The sequence below is a fragment of the Natronomonas sp. genome (assembly GCF_028274965.1).
Lineage (GTDB): Archaea > Halobacteriota > Halobacteria > Halobacteriales > Haloarculaceae > Natronomonas.
Window position 1 is genome coordinate 16583 of record NZ_JAQCNO010000040.1, and the last position, 24870, is coordinate 41452.

The following is a 24870-nucleotide window of genomic DNA, read 5'->3' on the forward strand; positions in this document are numbered from 1 at the left end:
TCGTCTCCTCCGGTCGGTCGGGGGGTTCGGGGCGGAGGGTCAGGCGGATCGGGCGGCGCGTTCTCCATCGGAAACGGAGGGGTCAGTTGTCGAACCGGGACTGGACGAACGGCTGGGTGTCCTCGACCTCGCCGACCCGGGAGTCCGAGAGGAGGACGGCTTCGGTCTCCTCGAGCGGCACCGAGAGGTTGATCTCCTTCGTCCGGCCGTAGCGGCCCTTCGAGACGACGACGGCGTTGACGATGCCGAGCATGTCGAGTTCGCTTATCAGGTCTGTGACGCGCCGCTGTGTGAGGACGTCGGCGTCGATCTCCTGACAGAGCCGCTTGTAGATGTTGAACACCTCGCCGGTGTTGATGTTGTGGACGCCGTTCTTCTCGAGGAGGATGGTGGCGTAGAGGACGAGTTTCGATTGGGTCGGCAGCGTCCGGACGACCTCGACGACGCGGTCGAGTTCGATCTTCTGTTGGGCCTTCCGGACGTGGCGTTCCTCGACCGTTTCGGTTCGGTCCCGCTCGGCGAGCTCGCCGGCCGTCCGGAGCAGATCGAGCGCGCGGCGGGCGTCGCCGTGCTCCTGTGCGGCGAAGGCGGCACAGAGCGGGATGACGTCCTCCGAGAGGATGTCGGGTTTGAACGCAGTCTCCGCGCGGTGCTGGAGGATGTCGCGGAGTTGGGTGGCGTCGTACGGCGGGAAGACGATCTCCTCCTCGCCGAGGCTGGATTTGACCCGGGGATCGAGGAAGTCGGTGAACTTGAGATCGTTGGAGATGCCCATGATCGACACCCTGGAGTTCTCGAGTTCCGAGTTCATCCGCGAGAGATTATACAGCGTGTCGTCCCCGCTTTTCTCGACGAGTTTGTCGATCTCGTCGAGCATGATGACGACCACCCGTTCGTGGTAGTCGACGGCCTCAAAAAACGTCGAGTACACCCGGTCGGTGGGCCACCCGGTCATCGGGACCGGGTCGAACTCCGCGAGGTCGGCCTCGAGTTCCTCGATCCGGCCGTCGACGGCGGGGACGCTGTCGAAGCCGGTGTCCTCGAGGGCGGCCTCGGCGTCGGCCGCCCGCTCTCGGAGTTCGGTGAGCGTTTCGAGGCGCTCTTCGATGTGGGTCTCGTTGTTCTCGATGAACTTGTTCGCGAGCTGTGCGAGCACGCGGTACTGGGTGTCGGTCACCTCGCAGTTGATGTACTGGACCTCACACGGGACCTCGTACTTTTTCGAGGTCGTTTCGAGTTCCTCGCTGACGAACTTCGCGCTCGCGGTCTTTCCGGTCCCGGTCTTCCCGTAGATGAGGATGTTCGACGGCGTGTCGCCCCGGAGCGCCGTCACCAGGATCGTCGCCATGTTGTTGATCTGCTCCTCGCGGTGGGGGAGCTCGTGTGGGGTGTACGAGGGCCGGAGGACCTCCTTGTTCTCGAAGATCGGCTCGCCCTCGAGGAGGTCGTCGAAGAGCCCGCGGGAGGCCTCGTCGGGTTCGTCGCCGGGGTCGTCCTCGAGATCGAGGTCGTCGAGCGTGATGTCGTCGGCGAACCTGTTTATCTCGGTGGATCCGGTCGGTCCGTCGGCCGCGGCGTCGGGGTCCGCGTCCGGCGCGTCCGCTTCAGGGCCCAACCCGGACTGATACCCCTTCGTTTCGTCTGGAGCGTTCGGGTCTGGAACGTTCGTGTCGTCGGACAGCGTCCCTGGGCTCGGGGTTTCACCGTCGGGTACGCCCGTCTGCTCGTCGGAACCCGTCGCTCCGTTCGACGGCGAGTCGGCGGAACCGTCTTCCCCCGAATCGCCGGACGAGGCGTCCCGTTCCGACCGTCGTTCTCCGGTGTTTTCGTCTGTCATGCTCGTGAGAACCCCCTTCGTTTCGGATGGAGTCGCGCCGTCCGACGCCCGGAATACCCCCGATGGCCCGTGACACCCGGTTCGGCGCGCGTCGGCGTTTCACCGCCCTCTGATTGATGCAGTCGAAACGATGGTCGAACGGTATAATAAACCTTGTCATCGGGTGAGCGTCCTGCTGCCCCGGGCGTACCACCGCCGTTGCGGGGCTCAACGTTCGCCGATAAGGTAAATACGTCTAAGTGGTCTCGAAAGGCGGACTGTCCGGGCGAACCGGGAACGCGTCCCGAGGACCAGATCACTCGGATCGCCAGCGACACCGCGGGACGTTCACCGAGAAGCCACCCGGATGTCGCGGCGTGATAGCTCTCATTGGGGCACCAGCCGAGACTGTGCCGAGTCCGGGGTCGGACTGTGGACACCGGGCAGTTGTCGGATGGCGGGCTGAATGGCGGGTACCCCCCCACCCCTTCGTTTCGAGTGGAACAGAGAACGGGTGGGTGGGGGAGGGGTCGGGGAGTATTATTTCGTTACTTATAGGGAAAGTTTTAATATAGTGTATGAGAAAATATATCCGTATGACAAGAACAGCTGAATAGGTTACGCTTCTAGTTACTGTACGGTATGTTCTAGTGTAATTTAATTTATGCTGTCCGTACATTGTTCAAAGGTACTAAAATACAGTCTGGATGTAATAATGTCGGAAGGACTCCGACAGCCAAACCCGTGCCCTCCTTCGACTCTCCTCCCGTCTCCTGTTCGCAGCGGCTCAAACCCGCCACATCCCTTCCCCGCCCACACGCCGTTCGACTGTTCCACTCGAAACGAAGGGGTGGGGGGCATGAGGCGGATCGGCAGTACCGTTTCACCACCGCACGTCCCACCGCCGTCAGCACCGACGCTGCCTCCGCCCCCGATGCAGACACTGATACCGACCCGACCGGTACCGATCCGACCGGTGCTTCTCGTACCAACGCGTCGCCCGGCACCCGCCAACGAGCCCGAAACCGGACACCGGGCCAACAACACCGCACTCGTCCGTCGATCGCCCTCCGACTCCGACGGCGGTCCGCGTCCGCGACGGCGGCTCGACGTATGCCGTCCGTCTGACGTACGCTTAAGTAAATCCGGCGTGGACCTGAAGCAAGAGCGACTCCGATTTCGACCCGAAATCGGGGGCGTCGGAGGATGATATGGGACTGTTAACAACCCTCAAATCGAGCGTTTCCCGGGCGACGTCGAGTCTGTTCGCGGGCGAAGAGACGAAACGGATCGGGATCTACGGCCCGCCCAACGCCGGCAAGACCACGCTGGCGAACCGTATCGCCCGCGATTGGACCGGCGACGCGGTCGGACCCGAGAGCCACGTGCCACACGAGACGCGCCGCGCTCGCAGAAAGGAAAACGTCGAGATCAAGCGCAACGGCAAGTCGGTCACCATCGACGTCGTCGACACGCCGGGTGTCACAACGAAGGTCGACTACACCGAGTTCCTCGAACACGACATCGAGAAGGAGGACGCCGTCCGCCGATCCCGCGAGGCGACCGAAGGCGTCGCCGAGGCGATGCACTGGCTCCGGGAGGACGTCGACGGGGTGATCTACGTCCTTGACGCCGCCGAGGACCCGTTCACGCAGGTCAACACGATGCTCGTCGGCATCGTCGAGAGCCAGGACCTCCCGGTGCTCATCTTCGCCAACAAGATCGATCTCGAGGAGGCGAACGTCCAGCGCGTTGCGAACGCGTTCCCGCAACACGAGACGGTACCGCTTTCGGCGCTCGAAGGCGAAAACATGGACGAAGTGTACGACAAGATAGCGGAGTACTTCGGGTGACACGATGCCTGAAATAACCGCCAACGACGACCCCGACGACCGCGCTCTCGACGACGCCGACCCGGGCCGCGAGGACCGCGACCCCGCTCCCGACGATCCCCCCGAAGACGGATCCGACGGCACCGACGACGGCGGGATCCAACTCGACATGATAAGCGCCGAACGGATGGAGGGCATGCGGACGATGGAGAAGATCCGGCTCATCCTCGACGGCGTCCACGACGGCAACATCGTCATACTCGAGGAGGGTCTCGAACCCGACGAGGAGTCGAAGCTCATCGAGGTCACGATGTCGGAGATCAACCCCGACGGGTTCACCGGCATCGAGATCGAAACGTACCCGGGCGAACAGAGCGGCGGCGGCGGGCTCCTCGGTCGCCTCATGGGCGGCAACGACGCGAACAAACTCACGGTGATCGGGCCGGCCAACCGGATCGAAACGCTGCACAAAGACGAGACGCTGATCAGTACGCTCGTGACGCGCACGTGAGACGACCGACATAGCTCCACCATGCCACACCAGTGTACCGGCTGCGGCCGGACGTTCTCGGACGGATCGAAGGAGATGCTGTCTGGGTGTCCGGACTGCGGCGGCAACACGTTCCAGTTCCGGCCGGCCGATCCGTCGTCCGGCGGCCCCGGCGACGCAGAGAGCGCGGCCCAAACCGACGCGACCCAAACCGAGACGGGTGACCCTCCCGGCGGCTCCCCGAGCCGACCGGAGACGGACACCTCCTCGGTCGCCGAGACCGTCGGGCGGGCGACGACGAAGGTGCGCGATCTCGTTTCGTCGGACCCGACCGGGACGGAACCGGATGCGGACACCGAATGGCCCGACGACTGGGGGAGCCAACCGACGTCCTCGAACCCCTCGGTTTCGAGTGGAAAACGCGACGCCGAACGGAACGCCGCCGATCGGGACGGCATAATCGACGCCGACGCCCGTCGGGAGACGCCCGAGGACTCCGAACCGAAGGAAAGCGCCGCCCAGGCGAGCGCCCGAACGGACGTGGTTTCGCCCGACGAACTCCGCTCCGACCCAGACACCCCCGACACCCCCGACCCAGACACCCCCGACACCCCCGACACCCCCGACCCAGACACCCCCGACACCTCCACTCCCGATACCTCCGAGTTCGATAGCCTTGATCCCGTACCCGAGGAAGCCGAACGCCCCGACGGGGAGACTGAAACCAAGGGCGAACGGCCGGAGACCGAGACCGAGGCTGAACGGCCCGAAACGTCGGCACAGAACGCCCGAGACGCCCCGGCCCCCGCCTCCGGCGAGATCGTCAGCGAACCGACCGACGAGGACCCCGACCTGGCGGAGCTCCGAGAGCAGCTGAACGACCAGTTCGAATCGATCAAGATCATCGAACCGGGGCAATACGAACTCAACCTGATGGAGCTGTACGACCGCGAGGAGTACATCATCGCGCTACAGGAGAACGGCCGTTACGTGATCCAGGTCCCCGAGCAGTGGATCGGCGACGATCCCGAGGGCCGCTGAGTCCGCCGGTTCGATCCGCGGTCGTCGAATCCTCCCGCGGTCATCACCTCGTCCTGCATCGCATCCTCCCGCGGTCATCACCTCGTTCTGCGTCGTATCCTCCCGCGGTCATCGTGTCGCACCTTCCGCGGTCGCCACGTCCCGTCCAGTCCCGCCAGGCGCCCTCGATACCCGTCTCAGCGTCCGACGGGCCTGTCGCGTTTCGAGCCCTGTCCCCGCCTCCCGGACCCCGTTTCGGGCCGCGTCACTCGTCTTCGAGGCGATCGAGGACCGCCTCGGCGTCGTAGGACAGAGACAGCGCGCGCGACCGACCCCGTCCGTCGACGTCGGTGTACTCGGCCTCGATCAGCCCGAGCTTTTCGAGTTTGTTGATTATCTCGGAGTACCGCGTGTACCCGAGGTCCGTCCGGTCGCTGAACGCGTCGTAGACGTCGCCGGCCTGTTCGCCGTCGTGGTCCGCGAGCACGCGAATCAGCGCTGCCTCCGAGTCCGACAGCCCGCGCAGATGCCGCGATAGGTGGACGTACTTCGCCTTCTGGTAGGCCGTATCGACGTCTTCGATGGCGACGTCCGCCGAGCCGCGCATCTCCGCGTTCAGCCCGGCCCGCCGGAGGAGATCGATCCCGACCCGGAGGTCGCCCCCGCTGTCGGCCGTGTGCTCCGCGATCCGATCCAGCACGCGCGGCCCCACGGCGCCCTCCCGGAAGCCGCGTTCGACGCGCTCTGTGAGGATGTCTGCGATCTCCCCCTCGCCGTACGCCCCGAAGTACACCTCCTCCGGGCGAAAGACCGACTGAACCCGGCCGTCCAGCGCCTCGATGACGTCCAACTCGAGGTCCGACGAGACGATGATGACGCCGATCTTCGCCCCCGAGTGGGCCTCGTGGGCGCGCAACAGCGAGTACAGCGTCTCCGACGCCTCCCCCTCGTAAAAGAGGTAGTTGACGTCGTCGAGCGCGACTGTGAGGACCTCGTCTTCCTCCACCAACCGGTCGGTGATCTGCCCGAACAGCTTCTTGAAGGAGATCCCCGACGTCGGCGGTTCGTACTCGAAGAGCCCCTCGAAGAGACGCGAGAACACGGCGTACCGCGTCGAGTCGACCTGACAGTTCACCCGGATCGCCTCGACGTCGTTGACCCCGGCGAGTTCGTCGAACAGCTTCTGTACGGCCGTCGTCTTCCCGGTTCCGGGCGGCCCCCTCGCCATCACGTTCAGCGGTCGCGAACCGCGAACGGCCGGCCGGAACGCGTACTTCAGCGTCTCCATTTGCTCGTCCCGGTGGAGAAACGCCTCGGGGAGATAATCGAGTTCGAGGACGTGCTCGTCGCGAAACACCGACTCGTCCCACGAGAGCATGTCGTCGTCGGCCATTTCACTTTCACCACGCTGCCGCGGGTGTTAAGCCTTCGGGCGACCCCGGAGCAAAACCGGACGCGACAGAACGGAACACGACAGAACGGAACACGACAGAACGAAATAAAACAAACCCAAACAGGACAGAACAGGACGGAACGGAACGGCCCAGAGAGGACGGACCAGCAGTCTTTTTGCCCCGTCGAACCCTCTGTAGGGTATGTTCGGAGGAGGCGGCGGACTGAACCCGCGCAAAATGAAGCAGATGATGAACCAGATGGGGATCGACCTCGAGGAGATCGACGCCGAGGAGGTCATCATTCGGACCCCCGAGGAGGAACTCGTGTTCCACGACGCCGACGTCCAGCGGATGGACGCCCAGGGTCAACAGACGTATCAGGTCGTCGGCGACCCCGACAGCCGCCCCCGCGGATCGGACGACGCCGTGACCGACTCCGGCTCCGACTCCGACTCCGCCGATGCGAGCGCCGTCGCCGGCGACACGGCGTTCTCCGAGGACGACGTTGCGATCGTCGCACAGCGGACCGGCGTCCCCGAGGAGACGGCCCGCGAGGCCTTAGAGGAGACCGGCGACCTCGCGGCCGCCGTCCAGAAACTCGAGTGACGCGGACGGATCGCCGTCTGCTCGTCGTCCGCGGGACCCGCGAGTTCCTGCTCGCCCCGGGCGACACCCAGGAAACCGATCTCGGCGTCCTCGAACTCCCCGCAGACGTCCGACCGGGAACGGTCGTCGAGACCCACCTCGGCGAGCCGTTCGAGGTCAGACGGCTCCGCGGGCCCGACCTCTTCGATCACCTCGAACGCACCGGTACGCCGATGATGCCGCGCGACATCGGCCTCGTCGTCGGCCACACCGGCGTCGCCGCGGGCGATCGGGTCCTTGACGCCGGAACGGGGACCGGCGTGCTCGCGGCCTATCTCGGCCGCCTCGGCGTCGACGTGGTGACCTACGAGATCGACGCCGAGTTCGCCGCGGTCGCCCGCGAGAACATGTCGACCGCCGGCGTGGCCGAGGCCGTCGAGGTTCGGACCGGCGATCTGACCGAATCGATCGACGACCTCTCCGACGGGATCGACGGAATCGACGGAATCGACGGTCTCGGGGCGGGCTTCGATCTCCTCACGCTCGATACGGCCGATGCGCCGACGATCGTCTCTCGCGCGACGGAGCTGCTGGCACCCGGCGGCTTCGTCGCCGTCTACTCGCCGTTCGTCGAGGCCGCCCGCGAGGCCGTTGAGGCCGCCCGCGAGGCGGGGCTCTCGGACGTCGAGACCCTCGAGACGATCCAACGCGAGATGGACTTCGACGAGCGCGGCTCCAGGCCCTCGACCGCCGGCGTCGGCCACACCGGCTACCTCGTTTTCGCGCGGTTCCGCCCCCGTCTCGGGTAGCCGCCTCATCCGGTTCCGCTATGAGACGCGCCCCGTTCGGGCCGCGAACAGCCGTCTACCGCCTCTGTCGCCGAACCGCTACGTGACCGTCCGGATGAGAGCCGAGAGCTCCTCGCCGCCGCCCTCCGGGTCGGCCCACCCGTCGATCGCCCCCGACGGTCCGGCGCAGCCGGCGACGAAGAACCCGTCGTCGTACCAAAGCGCCAACCGCCCGACGATGCCGACCTCGGTTTCGGCGCCGGCTCCCGAATTTTTGCTTCCGCCCTGATCCTCGTCCCCGCTTCCGTTCCCGTTCCGAGTCCCATCCCTGCTTCCGTTCCCGTTCCCGTTTCCGTCCCCTTCGCCGTCCCTGCTTCCGTTTCCGCCCTCGTCTCCATTCCCGCTTCCGTTCGTCTCCGCGGTGATCGTTCCTCTGTACGGCGTCAGCCGCGCGTGGCGGTCCCCGGCTAACTCCACCCGTTCGGTCTCGCCCGTCCCGATCCGCTCGATCCCCCGGTCGTGGAGCTCCTCCGCGAAGGACTGCTTGGCCTCTCTGAGAACCTGCGGGCGGACGGCCGCTTTCGCTCCGAACGCGAGCGACGGGGTTATACCGAGCCGCGACACGAACAGAAACCGCCAGATCCGGTCCGGTCCGCCGGCCTCGACGACCGCCCGCCGGAGCTCGGCGTCCTCGTAGACGAGCGTTCGGCTCTCGACGGTGACGCCGAGACCCTCGAAGACGGTCTCCGAGCGGTCCGCCGAGCGGGTCCAACCCTGCGCTTCGAGTTCCGCCTCGGGGACCTCCGGGGGTGCTGGCGGGGCCATACGGTGTCTCCGGACGAGACCCACTTAACCGACGGGGTGGTCGCGCGGACGGCGTCGCGGCTTCCGACCCTCGACCGTCCGCACGCCGTGGTCCGCTCGCCGGTGTCACATCGCCGTCGGATCGACCCGGCTTCCGACCCAAAGCAGCGTCCCCAAGAGCGACACGACCGCGAGCGGAACCATCCACTGCATCGCGGCGATAACCCCGGCGGAGGCCTGTACCCCGATGACGACGAGCAGTTGCGGCCCGCAGCACGCGAACCCCGAAACGAGCCCCGGAAGGCCGGCGCTCGCGCCGGCCCCGGCGCCAAGCCGGCAGGCCGCTGGCCCGCGCCAGGAGACGACGGAGACCGCAAGCGTCACCCCGACGAGAGCCGCCAGCCCGACCCCGAGCAGGAGGTTCACCGGCCCGAAGAGGTAGACGACCGGTCCGGCCTCTATCACGGCGACCGTCTCGTAGGCGAACGCCGACCGCTGCTCGAGGGCCGTCCCGAGCGGGTCGTCGACGACGAACACCTCGACGCCGCCGGTCCCCGACAGCGCCAGGTGCCGGATCGCCCACAGGTACGTGAGCAGGTACGCCGCCGTCACGAGGACGAAGACCCCCTTTCCGTCCCGCCGACCGAGCGCCCCGCGGACGGCGATCCCCGTCCTCGAAACAACCCCGCCGAACCGCCCGATCCACCGCCGCCAACGCGACCGCCGTTCCGTCGCTCCGACGGCGCGGCCGGCCTCCCCTCGGATCCCGCCTTTCGTCGGCTCCCGATCCGGTCCCGCGGGGCTCTCCTCGCCGTCGCCGGGGCTCATAGCCCGACCCGCTCGCTGTCCGGGTAGAACCCGTTCCAGGCGAACCACATCGCGTCGAAGGCGACGATCCGTTCCAGCGGTAGCTCCCCGGCTGCCGCGATGTCGCCGTCGACCGAGTACCCCTCCGCCGTCGGCGTCACGTCGACCCCGCCGGGGTCGGCGTACACGTACCCCGTCGCCAGCCCCTCGTCGGCGACCGCAACGACCGATTGTGACCCGACGGAGCCCGTCAGAACCGACTCCTCGAGCAGCGTTCGCTTGTCGAAGGCGATCGCCCCCTCGCTCGTCCGCGCGCCGATGACAACGCGCTTTCCGTCCAGTTCCGGGTCGGCCAGCAGCGGAAAGCTCGGCGACCTCGGTTCGCCGACCGCGTAGTGCCCCGACACGGGGGTGTACGAGCCGTACGGATCCCTGTTGTAATCCCGCGCCGACCCCGTCTTCTCGGTCATGACGAGCGTATCGGGGTGTCTGTCGCTCCAGCGTTCCCACGTCGTCCACACGAGACGGAACTCCCGAAGCGACCGTCCGACGAGTTCCTCGCCGCCCCCGCGGTCGCCCCTGTTTCGCGCCTCGGTCGCCGTCGCCGCCACCTGCGGCCACCGGACGTCGAACGTCCGATCCCACATGATCAGATTCGAGTTGACGAGCCGCCCGGAGACGCCGAACCCGGTCCCGCCGCGGTAAAACCCCTGGGCGGTGCCGGTCAGCGGACAGTACGTCACCGCGACCGGCTCCCCGCCGACGACGTCGTTCGCGATCTCGTGGCTGACGAGGATCCGCTGGGGGTACGCCCGGACGTCCCCGTCGATCGAGACCCCGAACACCCGCTCGCAGGCCGGCATCGAGACCGCCGCCGCCGGCGCGAACCGCGGCTCGTCGACCGACGGGATGCCGTCGTGACCGACCCCCCCGCTCTGGTCGCCGTCGACGAACGCCGTCCGCTCGTGGCCGAGGTGTAACGTCTCGTCCCGAAGCGGTATTTCGCCGTCGTCGTACGACGTACTCGGCGTCCCCTGTGCCGTCTCGATCTCCGCGGGCCGACGCCCGCCGGATAGCTCCACCGTCCCGTCGGTGTCCGCGCAGGCGACACCGAGGTCCGCCTGTACCGACCCGGCGGGTTCGGCGCTCCCGCCGGAGCCGCCGAACCGATCGAGACACCCCGCGGCACCCACCGCTCCGGACCCCGCGAGCGCCGCGAGCAGCCGCCGCCGGGAGTGATTCATCACTACGTACACACGTCGGCCCCCGGCATAAACGCCGAGCGACTGTGTGACCGCGCCGCACAGCGGCGACGACGCCTCAGGGGCGCGGAACGAACGACACGCGCGTTCTCGGAGCGCCTCACGCGGGATAGGAGAGCGTCAAAGACGAGGAGAGGCGAGCGTCAGAGGCCAAAATAGCCCGACGTTAGAGCACGACAGGCGACGACGCGCACCCCCGCTACACCCGCCGTTCGGACCGCGTCAGTGGTCGTCCTCGCGCCACTTGTGCTCGCAGTCGGTGCAGGTGAAAAAGCGGGTCTCCGACTCGTCGGCCGCCCGGATCTGCTTCATCTCGTAGCGCGCCCGGTCGTTTCCGCACTCGGGGCACCGCACCGTCGTCGTCGGGCCGATCTCGGCGTCGTCGACCTCCGACATGTCGACGGGGCCGCTGTCGGTGTCCTGACCCTCAGTCGTGACCATGCTCCCCTCGTTGTCCGCGTCGCGCTCCTTGGTGAACTCACAGGAGCCACAGACCCACAGCCCGCCGTCGCTGTGCATCATCGAACCGCACTCGTCGCAGAATTCCATACCGTACCGTCCGGCACGCGACGTATTTAACTACCGGGATCCTCCCCCCGGCCGACGTCGCAGACCCCTCGCGGCGTTCGCTCCGGGCGTTCGAGCCCTCGCCCCCGCGCTCGGGCTCGGAGAACGCCTTCGGAAACGTGATACCGCGCCGCCTCGTCGCTCCGGTAGATGTTCGGGACGGACCGGCGGGTCGTCGTGCTGGCGCTGGCCCGGATGGCCGACGCGGTCGCGAACTCGTTTCTCATCATCGTGTTGCCGCTGTACGTCGCCAGCGGCGAACTCGCGTTGCCGGGCTACGAGGGCGCGGCAGTCCTCGGCGTCCCCGTCACGCTCGAGTTACTCATCGGTCTCGCGCTGTCGCTTTTCGGATTTCTGAACAGCTTCGCACAGCCCTTTACCGGCCGGCTCTCCGATCGGACCGGCCGCCGGAAGGTGTACATCCTCTTCGGGCTCGTCGTGTTGGCCGTCACGAGCGTCGCCTACGCGCTCGTCGAGAGCTACGAGGCGCTGTTGGTCGTCCGGGCGATCCAGGGGCTCGGCGGCGCGTTCGTCATTCCGACGACCATCGCCTTGGTCAACGACCTCGCGCGCACCGACGCCGAGCGCGGGGGCAACTTCGGCGTGTTCAACACGTTCCGGCTCATCGGGTTCGGGTTCGGCCCGGTCGTGGCCGGTCTCGTCGTCCAGGCCGGGCCGTACGCGCTGCCGTACGGCGCGGTGCTTTCGGGGTTCAACGCCGCCTTCGGCGTCGCCGTCGTCGGCGCCCTGGTCAGTTTCACGCTCGTGACTGTCCTCATCGAGGACCCACAGACGGGGGCCGCCGACGCCGGCGAGGACCTCTCGATCGCGGTCCTCGACGACGGCAGCGCGCGCCTCCTCGATCCGGTCTTCGTCCTCGGCGTCGGGACGCTGTTCATGGCGATCTCCATCGCCCTGTTCGCGACGCTTCAGGAGCCGGTCAACCGCCGACTCGGTCAGGGGCCGACGTGGTTCGGCGTCCAGTTTTCCGCCGTCGTGCTCGCGAACGTCGTCCTCCAGGTTCCGATCGGACGCGCCGCCGACCGGATCGGCCGGAAGCCGTTCCTGACGTGGGGGCTGGCGCTTCTCATTCCCGCCGTGTTGGCACAGGGGCTCGTCACCGGCCCGTGGCCGATGCTTTTCGCCCGCCTCGTCCACGGCGTGTCGGTCGCAATGGTGTTCGCCCCGGCGCTGGCGAGCGCCGGTGACATCGCCGGCGAGGGCGAGTCCGGCACGACGCTTTCGGTGCTGACGACCGCGTTCGGGTTCGGCACCGCGATCGGCCCGCTCGTCTCGGGGGCGCTCTTCGGCTACGGCTTTCTGGTCCCCTTCGCCGTCGGCGCGGGCCTCGCCGCTGCCGCGCTGTTGCTCGTCGTCACGCAGATCGACGAGACGCTCGAGGGGGCCGTCTCCGTCGGCTCGCTCGTCCGCCCCGGCGACTGAGGGCCGCCCAGACCCGATCGGATCCGATTTGACCTGCCCCGCCCCGACAGCCCGGGCGTCCCGATCGGGAGCCGAAGCCGGACCCGCCCCCGGATCCGGTTCCGGGAAACATATGGCTGTCCTCGACCAACGTTCGGGTATGACCGACGACGTGTTCGTGTACGACGACGACTGTGGGTTCTGCACCTGGTGGGCCGACTTCTTCGCACAGCGGACCGACCTCGAGATCGTCGGCTTCGCGGAGTTGACCGACGAGCACCTCAAGCGGCTCCCCGAGGAGTACGAGTCCTGCTCGCACCTGCTGACCGACCGGACCGTGTACTCCTGTGGGGCGGCGATCGAACAGGCGCTGGTCCGGGCCGACCTCCCGCCGGGGTCGAAACAGATCGTCGACTTCCTCGGGCAGTTCGAGGACTACAACCGGTTCCGCGAGCGGGCCTACCGCGAACTCGCCGACCGCCGCGGCCTGTGGGGCCAGTTCGTCTCGAAGGACCGCCTCGACCGATAACCGCGCCGACGGCCGCGTCCGGACACCGACACCTCCTCTTCTTCGCTTCGCGTCCTGTGCGTTCCGGCCGTCGACGCCACCCCAACGGCGCGAAAGGGGTATAGTTTTAAATACGTCCACCCTGTGTTCGGTTGATATGGCGGCTGGTACACCTACCCACGGGCTGTCCATCCCCTGGACGATCCTGGGTAGCCTGCGGGAACTCCGGGAGGCGAAGCGTCAGGACGGGTGTGCCGTGGACTGCGAGCACGACCGGACCGACGACAGCCGGCTCCCGTGGTCGACGGACGGCGAGTACGGCGGCTGGGGCGGCAACGAACACCACGGAACGGGCGACGAGAGCGGCGGGACGCCGGTCGTGTTCGTCCACGGCAACCAGCGGGACGCCTGCGACTGGGAGCCCCACGCCGAGTTCTTTTTGCGGCGCGGCTACACCGGCGACGACCTGTGGGCCATCACCTTCCGGGAGGGAACGCCGACCCACGAGTCGATGGCCGAGCAACTGGACGAGTTCGTCGGGCGGGTCCGGGAGCACACCGGCGCGGAGTCGGTCGCCGTCGTCGGCCACAGCCTCGGCGTCACGGGCCTCCGGTACTGGCTTTTGAGCCGCGATCGCTTCGCGTGGGTCGACACCCTCGTCGGGCTGGCCGGGGCGAACCACGGGACCGTTCTCAGCACGATGTGCGTCGACGCCGGCATGAGCGACGGCGCCTACCGCAGCAGCGAGTTCCTCCGGGCGGACTACGACGAACTCCACGAACACCCCCTTTCGGTGCTGAACCTGAACGAGACCCCCGGCGATGTCGAGTACTACACGCTCCGGGGAACCGACGACGCGCTGTTTTGGCGCTGTCAGGACAGCCCGGTGTTGGAGGGCGCGACGAACGTTCTCCTGGAGACGGACCACGACGGCGTCCGGACGGACCAGAAGGCCATGGAACACATCTACCAGTGGGTCTCGGGGGTCCACCCGTACAACCTCCAACACCAGGTCTCGACCCCCTCGTAGCCTCGACCGTCGTAGCTCCGACCGTCGTAGCCTCGACCGTCGTAGCTCCGACCGGCGTCATCCTTACCAGCCGCGGCGACCTCTACCACGCATGGCCGATCGAATCATGCGGGTCAACGCGTACACGACGCTCGATCTCATAGACGGCGAGGCCGAAGGCCACGGGTTCACCGAGGAGGCCTACGCCGTGTTGAACGTGACGAGCCCCCGGGAGGACCCCGATCACGTCTCGCTGCAACTCGAACTCGACAACACCGAACTCGAGGAGCTACGCCCCCACGCCGACACCGTTCGGCTCTCCGCGACGGAGGCCAGAGAGCTGGCCGAGGACCTCGAGAAACACGCCGCCAAGGTCGACGCGGCCGAGTGAGCGGCGCCGTGTCGCCGTTTCGTCCCCGCCCGCGTCACTCCGCCGGTCCGAACCGGTAGGTCAGGACCTCGCTCGTGTCGTCCCACTCGAACCCGCCCGGGTGGACCTTCCGCATCCGGGCCTTGTAGGCCTCCAGCGACGGCGACCCCTCCCGTTTTGCGTCGACGTCGGTCAGGTCCCCGAGCGTCCGCTCTTCGACGCGGTCGATCTCGAAGGTCGTCCCGTCGAGTTCGAACGTGTCGCCGGCCTCGGCGTACCGGGTGCCGGCTCCGCGGCTGAGCTGCGTGATCTCGCCGTCGAGAACGGCGCTCTTTACGCGGTCGTTCGGCAACAGCGCGTCGGGATCGATCTCGCCCATGCGTGGCGTAGGCGCGCCACCGACTTAACCGGTGAGGCCGCCGCCGACTCAACGAATGAACTCGACACCACCGAGGCGACGATGACCCCGCCGATCCGACCGCCGGGGCGGTTTCACGCCTCCGAGTCCTCCGCCCGCAGCTTCGCGGTTTCCCTACCGGCGGGCTCCGTTTCCGTCCGCTTTCGGCGCTCGGTTCCCGTTCAGCCGGCGAGGATCCCGCCGATCGCACCGCCGATCGCGCTGTCGACCGCCAGAAGGAGCGCGATCACCGCGCCGATCGCGAAGACCCCGAGCCCGCCCAACAGCCCGAACGGACCGGCGACGCCGGCCCCGACGACGGAGACGACGATCGCCAACAGCACGGCGACGACGAGCCCGCCAAGGGCTCCGGCCAAGAGCCCGTGCCACGCGCCGTCGCCGAGTCCGCTCCCGCCGAGATACCCCGCGACCCCGCCGCCGAGCAGCCCCGCGCCGACGTGTCCGATCACCGGGATCGCAAACGCGAACACGCTCGCGACGACCCCGACCGCGAACCCGACGAGAACCGCCTTCCAGTCAGTCATGTCCGGACACTCGCGGGCAGCGGCTAAACCGCTACCGGCCGAGGCGACGGCCGGCCCGAAAACAGGGGCGTGGGTCCACCCGGAGCCGCCGGCTCCGGGGTCTCCGTTTCGAGCGTTGAGCCGCGGTGACAGATGAAGCCGCTCGGCCCCCGATCGGAGCCATGAGCGACACGAGGGTTCTTCTCGTCGAGGACAGCGGCTTCATGGCAACGCACACGTCGGGAACGCTCGAATCGGTCCACGGCATGACCGTCCGGATCGCCGGAACGGCGCGCGAAGCCCGGACGCTTCTCGCCGACGGCGGGTTCGACTGTCTCGTCGTCAACACGCAACTCCCCGGCGAAAACGGCATCGAGTTCGTCCGGTCGGTCCGGAACGACGACGACCTCCCGGCGGTGCCGGCGATACTCTTCACCAGCGGGAACCTCGAGACCGTCGCCGGCGACGCCTTCGCGGCCGGCGTCGTCGACGTCGTGAGCAAGGACCACCACGCCGGCAACTCTATGGACGTGTTCGCAAACCGGATCGAGGTCGCGATCGACGCGTTCGAGCGACGGAAACGGCTCGGAACGACCTGAAGGGCCGGTCTGCGTCGTCCCCGACTACCGCCTCGAGCGCCGCCGCGTTCGGCCCGTTCCGACGCCGCCCGCCGCTCCGGCGCGCCTTCGAAGCGTTTTTCTCCCGCACCATCGCACTCTACCGCATGGACCGAGACGCCGTCGTCGAGGCCGTGGTCGCGCTTTTCGGTGTCGTGACGCTCGCGGCCGTCATCATCTGGATCGGCTCCGCCTACACGAACGGCGGGACGGATCTCGGGCTCACCGATCAGGGCGGCATCGCTCTGGTCGGCGCGATCGCCTTTTTCATCCTGTTCATGTCCGCGATCGGCCTCGGTCTCTCCCGGCGCTACTGACGCCAGTCGACGATCCTGTCGTCCGGCGACCTGTCGATCCGCCGCTCGTAGTACGACAGCGGATGCCTGATCGTCTCGCAGACCTCGTCCGTGTTGACGCAGTCGCCGTACTCCTCCATGACCGCACAGGACGGCGGCGCGGCGACGGTCCCCTCGTCGTCGCGGAGCCGCCGCGCCTGCGTGCGGATCGCCTCGGCGTCGTCCCCCGACAGCGAGCACAACTCGACGATCCCCTCGGCGTCGAGCCCCGTTGCGAGCAGGAACGACACGAGCGAGAACCGGGAGTGATCCGGCAGCGCGCCCCCGTCTTTCGCCCGCGTCAGGAGGGCCCGCATGCAGGGCGGGAACAGCCCCGGAACGACCGCCTCGAACGACATCGGCGGGTCGAGGTCGGCGATGGCCCGCCGGATCGAGGACAGCTCCCGCGAGAGCGGCTCGGCGACGCTGTCCGGCACGTCGAGCGGCAGCCCCTCGGCGACGCGGGAGCCGACCGCCTCGCGCAACAGCGTGTACAGCTCCGGGCGCGTGATCGGGATCGTCCCGGCGTCGAGGGGTCGCCCGGCGAGCCGCCAGTCCGCGTCGTCGAGTTCGCCGGCGAGTTCGAGATACGCCGTCACCGCGACGTCGAAGCGGCCGTCGCCGGTCGGCTCGACGCCGCCCCCGAGGTCGAAATCGGCGAGCAGCCGATCGAGCGTGAGGCGCTCTCCGGGGGTGCTTTTGAGCCCCAGGTCCGCCTCGAAGTCCTCGACGAAGCGCTCGCGCGCGGTCGCCGCCTCGGCCGCCGCGTACTTTTTCGTCGCCCCCGGGAGATCGAGAAGCGACACGAGCACCCGGGCGATGGGGTACGAGAGCAACTCGGCGCGGGTACTCCAGAGCCGCGGCTCCTCGGGGGCCGTCGTTCCCTCCAGGAGCGCCCGCTCGACCCGCTCGTGTCCGCGCTCGACCGCCGGACCGCCCTCCTCGACGAGCGCCGCGAGGTCGACGTCGGCCTCGCTTACGGCCTCCCGGGACGCGTCGAGAAACGGGTACCGGGCGTGGAGCGCCTCCATGTTCACCGCTACCGGATCGGCGCCGATAAACGCACCGACCGCGTCGACGGCGCGGGTCGACCCGGCGCGAGCGACCGTCCCGACGGCGCCCCGACAGCGCTCCGCCGGACGCGAGCGATACGGTTTTCAACGCCGCCACGCCCAGTCTTAGGCGTGCGACTCAGGTACCGCTGTCCGGGCTGTCGGACGACGAGTAACCTCCACGATCCCGGCTGTGAGTTCGAGGGGACCGACCGCCGCCACATCGAGAAGGCCTACACCGACCTCCTCGGGCCGCTCTCGATCCGGGACTACGACGACGAGGACGCGCTCCGGGAGGCGGTCCCGGAGCGCTGGAGCGGCCTCCACGCGGCCGTGTTCCGCCGTCTCAAGAGCGACCAGCGGGTCGTCGAGGAAGACGGGAGCCTCAGGCTTCTCGCGCCGGAGGCGTACCGCGATCGCGTCTCGCGCCCGACGTTCGAGCCGCTGCAGACGATCTACGAGAGCGGCAGCGTCCCCGGCGCACACGACCACTCCGTGTTCGCCATGATCGCCTTCTACGAGATGGTCGGACTCTCCTGGGAGGAGGCCCGCGAGAACACGATCGAGTGGCTCGAGGAGTCCGGCACCTGGGCCCGCGGCGGGTTCGAGGAGTCCTCGCCGGGCGAACTCGTCGATTCGAAGAAACACGTGTTCGAGGAGGGCTACGGGTGGAAACAGGCCGCGACGGAGGCCAAAGCCGTCATCGATCGCCGCGTGTCCTGACCGCCCGAGGCCGTCTCAGACTGCGGAGCCGACGCGGACCCCTCGACGTCGCCGTTCTGGCGGCCGACCTCGGGCCTCCTCGCCGCGGTCACAGCGCCGGCGTCCACCGGTACTTGACCGTCCTCGTGCCGTCGAACCGGGGCCCGGCGCCGCGGCGCTCGAAGCCGGCCCGCTCTGCGGCCGCCTTCACCGCCTCGTCCGTCTCCATCGCGAGCAGTTCGACGCGCATGTCCTCGCCGTCGGCGAACCGCCGCGGCTCCGCCAACAGCCGCTCGCAGACCTCGGTGCTCCCCTCAAGTTGCGTCACGTACACCGTCGAGTCCTCCGCGTCGTAGCTGATGAACCCCTCGACGGCATCCCCGCTGCCGACGACCCGCACCGTCCGGTCGTGGACGAGGTTCCGCATCACGTCGGTCGGCGCGTCGGTAAAGGCCGCCAGTCGCTCCGCGTCCGCCTCGACCGCGTCCCGTATGCTCATGCTACGGGGTAACGTATCGGGCGGTATTAACGTTTGGCGGGCGGCGAGCGCGCCGCCGAGGTGCGCGAACCGCCCGAGCGCTCGACGCCGAACGGGGCGGCGGAGATGAACACCGTTATCTTCCATGCCCGGCAACCGGGGGCCATGAGCCATCGCACGGGATCGCGGGTGAGACGATGCGGGTGATCGCCAAGTTCGGCGGGACCAGCCTCGGCAACGGTGACCGGGTCAACCGGGCCGCCGACTCGATCGCCGATGCGGTCAACGAGGGCCACGAGGTCGCCATCGTCGCCAGCGCCATGGGATCGACGACGGACTTCCTGCTCGATGCGATCACCTTCGAGGTCGACGAGGCCGACGAGGCCGAGATCGTCTCGATGGGCGAGCGCACGTCCGTCCGGATGCTGAAGGCGGCGCTCGGAGCCCGGGGCGTCGACGCGAAGTTCCTCGAACCCGGCTCCGACGACTGGCCCATCATCACCGACGAACACGGCCAGGTCGACGTCGAGGAGACCCAGCGTCGGGCGAAGAAACTCGCCGCCGACATGGCCGCAAACGGGTACGTCCCCGTATTCACCGGCTTTCTCGCACAGGACCACGCCGGCAACGTGACGACGCTCGGCCGGGGGGGTTCGGACACGACCGCCGTCATGCTCGGCAACTACATGGACGCCGAGGAGGTCGTCATCATCACCGACGTCGAGGGCGTCATGACCGGCGACCCGCGGGTCGTCGAGGGGGCCCGAAACGTCGGCGAGATCACGGTCGACGAACTCCGGAACCTCTCGTTTCGCGGCGCGGAGGTCGTCGCGCCCTCGGCGCTGTCGTACAAGACGGGCGACATGATCGTCCGGGTCGCACACTACCAACACGGCGACTTACTCGCCGGCGGCACGACGATCTCCGGGCAGTTCGAGAACCTCATCGATATGCGGGAGGAACCGCTCGCCTGTCTGACCGCGGCCGGCCGGGCGATCCGGAACACGCCAGGGGTCCTCTCGGATCTCTCGACGGCCCTCTCGGAGGCCGACATCAACGTCGACGCCGTCGCGAGCGGGATGGACTCGGTGTCGTTTTACGTCGACTCCGCGGTCGCCGAGCGGGCCGAGAACGTCCTCCACGAGGCGGTCATCGACCTACAGGAGGTTTCGAGCGTCACCGTCGACTCGGACGTGGCGGTCGTCCGCATCACCGGCGGCGAACTCCCGAACCAATCGGGCGTCCTCGAGGAGGTCATCGTTCCGCTGGCGAACGAACACATCAACGTCCTCGATCTGATCACGAGCGCCACCTCAATCGCGGTCTTTATCGAGTGGGACGACCGCGAGCAGGCCCTCGACATCATCCAGCGGGCGGTCTGAGACGGGCCGCCGCGACCGCGCGACACCGACCGCCGGAGGGCGCCGACCTTGTGGGCGTGTCGATCCGACAGGTTTCTGTCGACGCGGCCGCCTCGTGTTCGATGTATGCGCGTCGCCGTCATCGGCGGATCCGTGATCGACGAACCGACCTACGAGGCCGCCTCCGAGGTCGGCCGGCGCCTCGGCGAACGCGGCCACGCCGTCGTCTGTGGCGGCACGACCGGCGTCATGGAAGCCGTCTGCCGGGGGGCGAGAGAGGCCTCGCCAGACGCGAAAACGATCGGCGTCCTCCCCGGCGGGGACCGGACGGCGGCCAACGAGTGGGTGACGACGCCGATTGTCACGGGGATGGGCAACGCCAGAAACGCCCTCGTCGTCATGAACGGCGACGCCGTCATCGCGATCGACGGCGAGACCGGGACGCTCTCGGAACTCGGTCACGCACTGGATCTCGGGCTGCCGGTCGCTGGCCTCGACACGCACGCGATCGCGCTCGACGGGTTCGAGGCCGTTTCGACGCCCGCCGCGGCGGTCGAACACGTCGAGCGCGAGGCCGCCGATCGGCGCTAGTGGGCCGTCTCTCTCGATCCCAACTCACAGGTCTCGGAGTCCCTTCGTTCGCCTACGCGTCCCCGAGCAGGCCTCCGAGGAGGTCCTCCGTGTCGACCGACAGCAGGTGCGACCTGAACTCCGCGGACGCGTAGGGGTCCGACCGAACGCCCGACGCGGGAAGGGACTCCCCGACGCGGTCGGCCGCGGCCGCCGCCGTCGCCGCCTCGGCGCTCGCCCCCTCGAGTTCCGCCTCAACCCCGCGGAGCCGGATCGGGTGCGGCCCGACGGCCGTCACCCCGACTCGGGCCTCCTCGATCGCGCCCTCGTCGCACCGGAGGTAGCCGGCGACGCCGACCGCGGCGTAGCCCGACAGCGGGTTCCGACGCTTGTGGTAGGCGCTCGTCCCCGCCCCGTCGGTCGGCACCTCGAGGGCCGTGACGATCTCGTCGGCCCCGACCGCCGTCTCGAACTCGCCCTCGAAGAGCTCCGACGCCGCGAGCGTTCGCTCGCCGTCGGGGCCCCGAAGCGTCGTTTTGGCCTTGAGCGCGAGCACCGCCGCCGCCGGATCGACCCGGGGGTCGCCGTGGGCGAGGTTGCCGCCGATCGTCCCGCCGGCGCGCACCTGGAGGTCGCCGACGGCCCCGGCGGCCTCGGCCAGCGCCGGCGCGTGTTCGCGGACCGCCGTCGACTCCGCGATGTCCGCGTGGGTCGCGAGCGCGCCGACGGTGAGAGAGCCCCCGTCGCGTTCGATCCCCGAGAGCCGCTCGATGCGGCTGATGTCGACGAGCGCCGGGGGCGATTCCTCGTCGGTCTTCATCCGGGGCAACAGCCCGTGGGCCCCGGCGAGCGGTTCCGCGTCCGGGATCGACCCGAGCAGGTCGACCGCCTCCTCGACGGTCCCGGCCCGGTGGTACTCGAAGCCGTCGGCGTGCATCACTCCGCACCCCCGAGGGCCCGCCAGACCGTCTCCGGCGTTATCGGCATGTCGAGGTGCTCGATGTCGAACGGTTCGAGCGCGTCGACGACCGCCGACACGACCGCCGGCGCGGCCGCGATCGTCGCCGACTCCCCGACGCCCTTGACGCCGAGGGGGTTGTGCGGGCTCGGCGTGACGGTGTTGTCGGTCTCGAAGTCCGGCAACTGCGTCGCGTGCGGGACGGCGTACTCGTCCATCCGCCGGGTCTCGAGCGTGCCGTCGTCGCCGTAGGCGGCCCCCTCGTACAGCGCCGCCCCGATTCCCTGTGCGATGCCGCCGTGGACCTGCCCCTCGACGATCATCGGGTTGATGACCTCGCCGCAGTCGTCGACCGCGACGTACTCCTCGATCGACGTCTCGCCCGTCTCGGGGTCGACCTCGACGACCGCGACGTGGGTGCCGAAGGGGTACGTGAAGTTCTCCGGATCGTAGAAGTTCGTCTCCTCCAGCCCGGGGTCCATCCCCTCCGGGAGGTCGTGGCCGAGGTACGCCTCGTGGGCGATCTCCTGGATGTGCAGCGACCGGTCGGGCGCGCCCTCGATGTGGAACGTCCCGTCGTCGAAGACGACGTCCTCCGAGCTCGCCTCCAGTTGGTGTTCGGCGATCTCCCGCGCCTTCGATCTGACCTCCCGGGCCGCGCGGGCGATCGCCCCGCCGCCGACCGACGCGCTCCGGCTGCCGTAGGTGCCCATCCCCTGCGGGATCCGGTCGGTGTCGCCCTCGATGACCTCGATGTCCTCGAGGTCGACGCCGAGTTCCTCGGCGGCGATCTGGGCGTACGTCGTCCGGTGGCCCTGCCCCTGATCGGCGGTGCCGGCCATGACCGTCAGCGTCCCGGTCGAGTCGAACCGGACGATCGAACTCTCCCAGCCCCCGGCCTGAGAGCCGAGATCGCCCGCCAGCCCCGAGGGCGACAGCCCGGCCGACTCGACGAAGTTCGCGACCCCGATCCCGAGGTAGCGGCCCTCCTCGCGGAGCCGCTCTTGGCGCTCGCGGAGGTCCTCGTAGCCGACGTGCTCGAGCGCCTTGTCCATCGCGCGCTCGTACTCGCCGCTGTCGTAGACGAGCGCCGCCGCGCTCTCGTAGGGGAACTCCTCGGGCTGGACGAGGTTCTTCCGACGGAACTCGGCGGGGTCCATCCCGACCGCCCGCGCGCCGACGTCCATCAGCCGCTCGATCACGTAGATCCCCTCGGCCCGCCCGGCGCCGCGGTAGGCGTCGACGGGTGTGGTGTTGGTGAACGCCCCGACGACGCGGCAGTGGATCGCCGGCACGGTGTACTGTCCGGACAGCACCGTCGCGTAGAGATACGAGGGCGTCGCGGTGCCGAACTGCGAGAGCTGTGCGCCCAACCCGGCGTGGGTCTCGGCCCGCACGCCCCGGACCGTCCCGTCGTCGTCGAGTGCGATCTCGGCGGTGGTGTCGTGATCGCGGCCGTGGCAGTCCGTCACGTACCCCTCCTGTCTGCTCGCCCGCCACTTCACCGGCCGGCCGAGCTGCATCGAACACCACGCCGTCACCGCCTCGTCGGGGTAGTGGTAGATCTTGCTGCCGAACCCGCCGCCGACCTCCGGGGCGATCACCTCGATCCGGTTTTCGGGAACGCCGAGCGTCCCGGCCGACAGGAGCATCCGGTGGAGATGGGGGTTCTGGCTCGTCATCCAGACGCGCAGCTTCTCCGTTCGGTCCTCCCACTCGGCGACGGCGGCCCGCGGCTCCATCGCGTTCGGGACGATGCGGGGCTGTCGGAGGTCGACGCTCGCAACGTGGTCGGCGTCGGCGAAGGCCTCCTCGACGGCCTCCTCGTCGCCCAACTCGAAGTCGAAGGCGACGTTGTCCTCGGCCTCCTCGTGGACCGGCGGGACGTCTTTCTCGACGGCCTCAACCGGCTCCGTGACCTGATCCAGCTCCTCGTACTCCACGTCGATGCGATCGAGGGCGTCCCGCGCCCGCTGTGGGGACTCGGCGACGACCGCCGCGACCCCGCTGCCCTCGTGGCGGACCTTGTCGGTCGCCAGGATCCGGTACTGCGGCGTGACGAGCCCCGGGAGCATCCAGGCCGTCGGGATGCTGTTGGGAACGCCGCTGTCGACGACGTCCTCGCCGGTGTAGACCGCGGCGACCCCTTCCATCGCCTCGGCCTCGCTCGTGTCGATGTCGACGATCCTGGCGTGGGCGTGGTCGCTGCGCCGGATGGCGAGGTGCGCCATCCCCGGCCGCGAGACGTCGGCCGTGTAGTCGCCCTCGCCGGTCAAAAGCGGGATGTCCTCCCGGCGCTCGACGCCGGAGCCGAATACGCCCTCGGCGTCGTCGGGCTCGCCGACGCCACCGCCCTCGGCGGCGTCGCTCACAGGCTCTCACCCCCGCCGTCGGTCGCGACCTGTTCGACCGCGTCGACGATGTTGTGGTAGCCGGTGCACCGACAGAGGTTCCCCTCGATCGCCTCTCTGATCTCCGCCCGGGAGGGGTCCTCGGCGTCCTCGAGGAACGTCCCGGCGGTCAGCAGCATCCCCGGCGTGCAGAACCCACACTGGAGGCCGTGGTTCCGCTTGAACGACGCCTGCAACCCGGAGAGTTCGCCCTCCTCGGAGAGGCCCTCGACCGTCTCAATCTCGGCCCCGTCGGCCTGGACGGCAAAGCGCGTACACGACTTGAGCGCGTCCCCGTCGACCCGGACCGTACAGGCCCCACACCGGCCCGTCTCACAGCCGACGTTCGCCCCGGTGTAGCCCAACTCCTCGCGGAGGGCCTCGACCAGCAGCGTCCGGGCCTCGACCCGCAACTCGTGTTTCTCGCCGTTTACCGTCAACGTGATTTCGTGTTCTGACATCGTGGACTCCGTCCGGCGACGCGCTACCTGAAAACGCCGTCGTGGCTCGTGATAACGCGTCCCATCTACCGTACCCACAACGGAGCGGCACTTATAGATTTGGAGTGCGCGCCGAGCACGAGGGGCCGAAACTGCTGTCGGGCGCGGCTTCGACACCGATAGCGCGGCCCTAGTAGCGCGGCCCCGCCGACGCCGGAACTGCCGGCGGGAACGGTACAGTCTCAGGACGTTTCCGGCCGCCCCGGTCGGTCCCGGGCGGCGACGGGTAGATTATTATCCTCCCGGTCGAACACGCCGGTGGTGGCGGTGACGAGAGTTACCCCCTCCGAGCCCCTTGTGACGAGGGCACCC

At 68.6% G+C, this 24870-nt stretch carries 27 protein-coding genes; 14 read left to right on the top strand and 13 right to left on the bottom strand.

Features of this window, described 5'->3' with window-relative positions:
* Window positions 1-82: 82 nt before the first annotated feature.
* Entirely contained in the window at window positions 83-1837 is a 1755-nt protein-coding gene (locus Q0916_RS05500; protein ID WP_299235478.1) for a Cdc6/Cdc18 family protein, read from the bottom strand.
* A gap of 1190 nt (window positions 1838-3027) precedes the next feature.
* Between Q0916_RS05500 and Q0916_RS05505 the strand changes: the two genes are divergently transcribed.
* Genes Q0916_RS05505 through Q0916_RS05515 form a run of 3 tightly spaced genes read left to right on the top strand, consistent with a single transcriptional unit; the run spans window position 3028 to window position 5179 of the window.
* A complete protein-coding gene (locus Q0916_RS05505) occupies window positions 3028-3669 on the top strand; it encodes an Era-like GTP-binding protein (protein WP_299235481.1) in 642 nt (213 codons plus the stop codon).
* A gap of 4 nt (window positions 3670-3673) precedes the next feature.
* Window positions 3674-4159, top strand: a complete 486-nt coding sequence (locus Q0916_RS05510) for a DUF2073 domain-containing protein (RefSeq protein WP_414689313.1) — start codon at window positions 3674-3676, stop codon at window positions 4157-4159.
* Window positions 4160-4180: 21 nt separating this feature from the next.
* Window positions 4181-5179, top strand: coding sequence for an OapC/ArvC family zinc-ribbon domain-containing protein (locus Q0916_RS05515; protein ID WP_299235484.1), 999 nt, complete (start codon window positions 4181-4183; stop codon window positions 5177-5179).
* A gap of 244 nt (window positions 5180-5423) precedes the next feature.
* On the opposite strand, the gene Q0916_RS05520 is transcribed toward Q0916_RS05515, so the two are convergent.
* Window positions 5424-6551 carry an ORC1-type DNA replication protein gene (locus Q0916_RS05520; protein ID WP_299235487.1) on the bottom strand — a complete coding sequence of 376 codons (1128 nt, stop codon included), beginning with the start codon at window positions 6549-6551 and terminating at the stop codon, window positions 5424-5426.
* 202 nt (window positions 6552-6753) lie between these two features.
* Here Q0916_RS05520 and Q0916_RS05525 point away from each other — a divergent pair, with 202 nt between their 5' ends.
* Together Q0916_RS05525 and Q0916_RS05530 are read left to right on the top strand one after the other, a co-directional pair.
* Window positions 6754-7158 (top strand): nascent polypeptide-associated complex protein, encoded by a 405-nt coding sequence (locus Q0916_RS05525; protein ID WP_299235490.1) that lies wholly within the window; start codon window positions 6754-6756, stop codon window positions 7156-7158.
* Window positions 7155-7946 carry a methyltransferase domain-containing protein gene (locus Q0916_RS05530; protein WP_299235492.1) on the top strand — a complete coding sequence of 264 codons (792 nt, stop codon included), beginning with the start codon at window positions 7155-7157 and terminating at the stop codon, window positions 7944-7946. Before Q0916_RS05525 ends, Q0916_RS05530 begins: the two co-directional genes overlap by 4 nt.
* A gap of 78 nt (window positions 7947-8024) precedes the next feature.
* Here the strand turns inward: Q0916_RS05530 and Q0916_RS05535 are convergent, their stop codons facing one another.
* The 4 genes from Q0916_RS05535 to Q0916_RS05550 form a co-directional block, all read right to left on the bottom strand.
* Window positions 8025-8750: a hypothetical protein gene (locus Q0916_RS05535; protein ID WP_299235495.1), complete on the bottom strand. Its 726-nt coding sequence runs from the start codon at window positions 8748-8750 to the stop codon at window positions 8025-8027.
* Window positions 8751-8855: 105 nt separating this feature from the next.
* Window positions 8856-9557, bottom strand: coding sequence for a hypothetical protein (locus tag Q0916_RS05540; protein WP_299235498.1), 702 nt, complete (start codon window positions 9555-9557; stop codon window positions 8856-8858).
* A complete protein-coding gene (locus Q0916_RS05545) occupies window positions 9554-10780 on the bottom strand; it encodes a DUF3179 domain-containing protein (protein WP_299235501.1) in 1227 nt (408 codons plus the stop codon). Before Q0916_RS05545 ends, Q0916_RS05540 begins: the two co-directional genes overlap by 4 nt.
* A gap of 240 nt (window positions 10781-11020) precedes the next feature.
* Entirely contained in the window at window positions 11021-11347 is a 327-nt protein-coding gene (locus Q0916_RS05550) for a transcription factor S (RefSeq protein ID WP_299235504.1), read from the bottom strand.
* Window positions 11348-11515: 168 nt separating this feature from the next.
* Here Q0916_RS05550 and Q0916_RS05555 point away from each other — a divergent pair, with 168 nt between their 5' ends.
* The 4 genes from Q0916_RS05555 (at window position 11516) to Q0916_RS05570 (ending at window position 14695) form a co-directional block, all read left to right on the top strand.
* Window positions 11516-12808: an MFS transporter gene (locus Q0916_RS05555; protein WP_299235507.1), complete on the top strand. Its 1293-nt coding sequence runs from the start codon at window positions 11516-11518 to the stop codon at window positions 12806-12808.
* A gap of 139 nt (window positions 12809-12947) precedes the next feature.
* Window positions 12948-13316: a DCC1-like thiol-disulfide oxidoreductase family protein gene (locus Q0916_RS05560; RefSeq protein WP_299235509.1), complete on the top strand. Its 369-nt coding sequence runs from the start codon at window positions 12948-12950 to the stop codon at window positions 13314-13316.
* A gap of 136 nt (window positions 13317-13452) precedes the next feature.
* On the top strand, window positions 13453-14325 hold the full coding sequence (locus Q0916_RS05565) for an esterase/lipase family protein (protein ID WP_299235512.1): 873 nt from the start codon (window positions 13453-13455) through the stop codon (window positions 14323-14325).
* A gap of 91 nt (window positions 14326-14416) precedes the next feature.
* On the top strand, window positions 14417-14695 hold the full coding sequence (locus Q0916_RS05570) for a DUF6360 family protein (RefSeq protein ID WP_299235514.1): 279 nt from the start codon (window positions 14417-14419) through the stop codon (window positions 14693-14695).
* 34 nt (window positions 14696-14729) lie between these two features.
* Here Q0916_RS05570 and Q0916_RS05575 read toward each other — a convergent pair whose 3' ends face one another.
* Both Q0916_RS05575 and Q0916_RS05580 read right to left on the bottom strand, forming a co-directional pair.
* Entirely contained in the window at window positions 14730-15053 is a 324-nt protein-coding gene (locus Q0916_RS05575) for an ASCH domain-containing protein (protein WP_299235517.1), read from the bottom strand.
* A 200-nt stretch (window positions 15054-15253) separates the two neighbouring features.
* The gene (locus tag Q0916_RS05580; RefSeq protein WP_299235520.1) at window positions 15254-15616 is read right to left on the bottom strand and encodes a DUF5518 domain-containing protein; all 363 of its coding nucleotides are present in this window, start codon (window positions 15614-15616) and stop codon (window positions 15254-15256) included.
* Window positions 15617-15777: 161 nt separating this feature from the next.
* Between Q0916_RS05580 and Q0916_RS05585 the strand changes: the two genes are divergently transcribed.
* Both Q0916_RS05585 and Q0916_RS05590 read left to right on the top strand, forming a co-directional pair.
* On the top strand, window positions 15778-16194 hold the full coding sequence (locus Q0916_RS05585; RefSeq protein WP_299235522.1) for a response regulator: 417 nt from the start codon (window positions 15778-15780) through the stop codon (window positions 16192-16194).
* Between the two features lie 125 nt (window positions 16195-16319).
* Window positions 16320-16529, top strand: coding sequence for a DUF7472 family protein (locus Q0916_RS05590; protein WP_299235523.1), 210 nt, complete (start codon window positions 16320-16322; stop codon window positions 16527-16529).
* Here the strand turns inward: Q0916_RS05590 and priL are convergent.
* A complete protein-coding gene (gene priL / locus Q0916_RS05595) occupies window positions 16523-17578 on the bottom strand; it encodes a DNA primase regulatory subunit PriL (protein ID WP_299235525.1) in 1056 nt (351 codons plus the stop codon). The two genes, Q0916_RS05590 and priL, sit on opposite strands and share 7 nt — an antisense overlap.
* Window positions 17579-17731: 153 nt before the next feature.
* On the opposite strand from priL, the gene Q0916_RS05600 reads away from it, so the two are divergent.
* Window positions 17732-18322, top strand: coding sequence for a DUF7474 family protein (locus Q0916_RS05600; protein WP_299235527.1), 591 nt, complete (start codon window positions 17732-17734; stop codon window positions 18320-18322).
* An 88-nt stretch (window positions 18323-18410) separates the two neighbouring features.
* On the opposite strand, the gene Q0916_RS05605 is transcribed toward Q0916_RS05600, so the two are convergent.
* Window positions 18411-18800, bottom strand: a complete 390-nt coding sequence (locus Q0916_RS05605) for a hypothetical protein (RefSeq protein ID WP_299235529.1) — start codon at window positions 18798-18800, stop codon at window positions 18411-18413.
* Between the two features lie 176 nt (window positions 18801-18976).
* Between Q0916_RS05605 and Q0916_RS05610 the strand changes: the two genes are divergently transcribed.
* The gene (locus Q0916_RS05610) at window positions 18977-20161 is read left to right on the top strand and encodes an aspartate kinase (RefSeq protein WP_299235531.1); all 1185 of its coding nucleotides are present in this window, start codon (window positions 18977-18979) and stop codon (window positions 20159-20161) included.
* 105 nt (window positions 20162-20266) lie between these two features.
* A complete protein-coding gene (locus tag Q0916_RS05615; RefSeq protein ID WP_299235532.1) occupies window positions 20267-20731 on the top strand; it encodes a TIGR00725 family protein in 465 nt (154 codons plus the stop codon).
* 52 nt (window positions 20732-20783) lie between these two features.
* On the opposite strand, the gene Q0916_RS05620 is transcribed toward Q0916_RS05615, so the two are convergent.
* Genes Q0916_RS05620 through Q0916_RS05630 form a run of 3 tightly spaced genes read right to left on the bottom strand, consistent with a single transcriptional unit; the run spans window position 20784 to window position 24519 of the window.
* On the bottom strand, window positions 20784-21647 hold the full coding sequence (locus Q0916_RS05620) for an FAD binding domain-containing protein (RefSeq protein ID WP_299235533.1): 864 nt from the start codon (window positions 21645-21647) through the stop codon (window positions 20784-20786).
* Window positions 21647-24040, bottom strand: coding sequence for a xanthine dehydrogenase family protein molybdopterin-binding subunit (locus Q0916_RS05625; protein WP_299235534.1), 2394 nt, complete (start codon window positions 24038-24040; stop codon window positions 21647-21649). The genes Q0916_RS05620 and Q0916_RS05625 overlap by 1 nt, the downstream gene beginning before the upstream one ends.
* Window positions 24037-24519: a (2Fe-2S)-binding protein gene (locus Q0916_RS05630; RefSeq protein ID WP_299235535.1), complete on the bottom strand. Its 483-nt coding sequence runs from the start codon at window positions 24517-24519 to the stop codon at window positions 24037-24039. Before Q0916_RS05630 ends, Q0916_RS05625 begins: the two co-directional genes overlap by 4 nt.
* Between the last annotated feature and the right edge of the window lie 351 nt (window positions 24520-24870).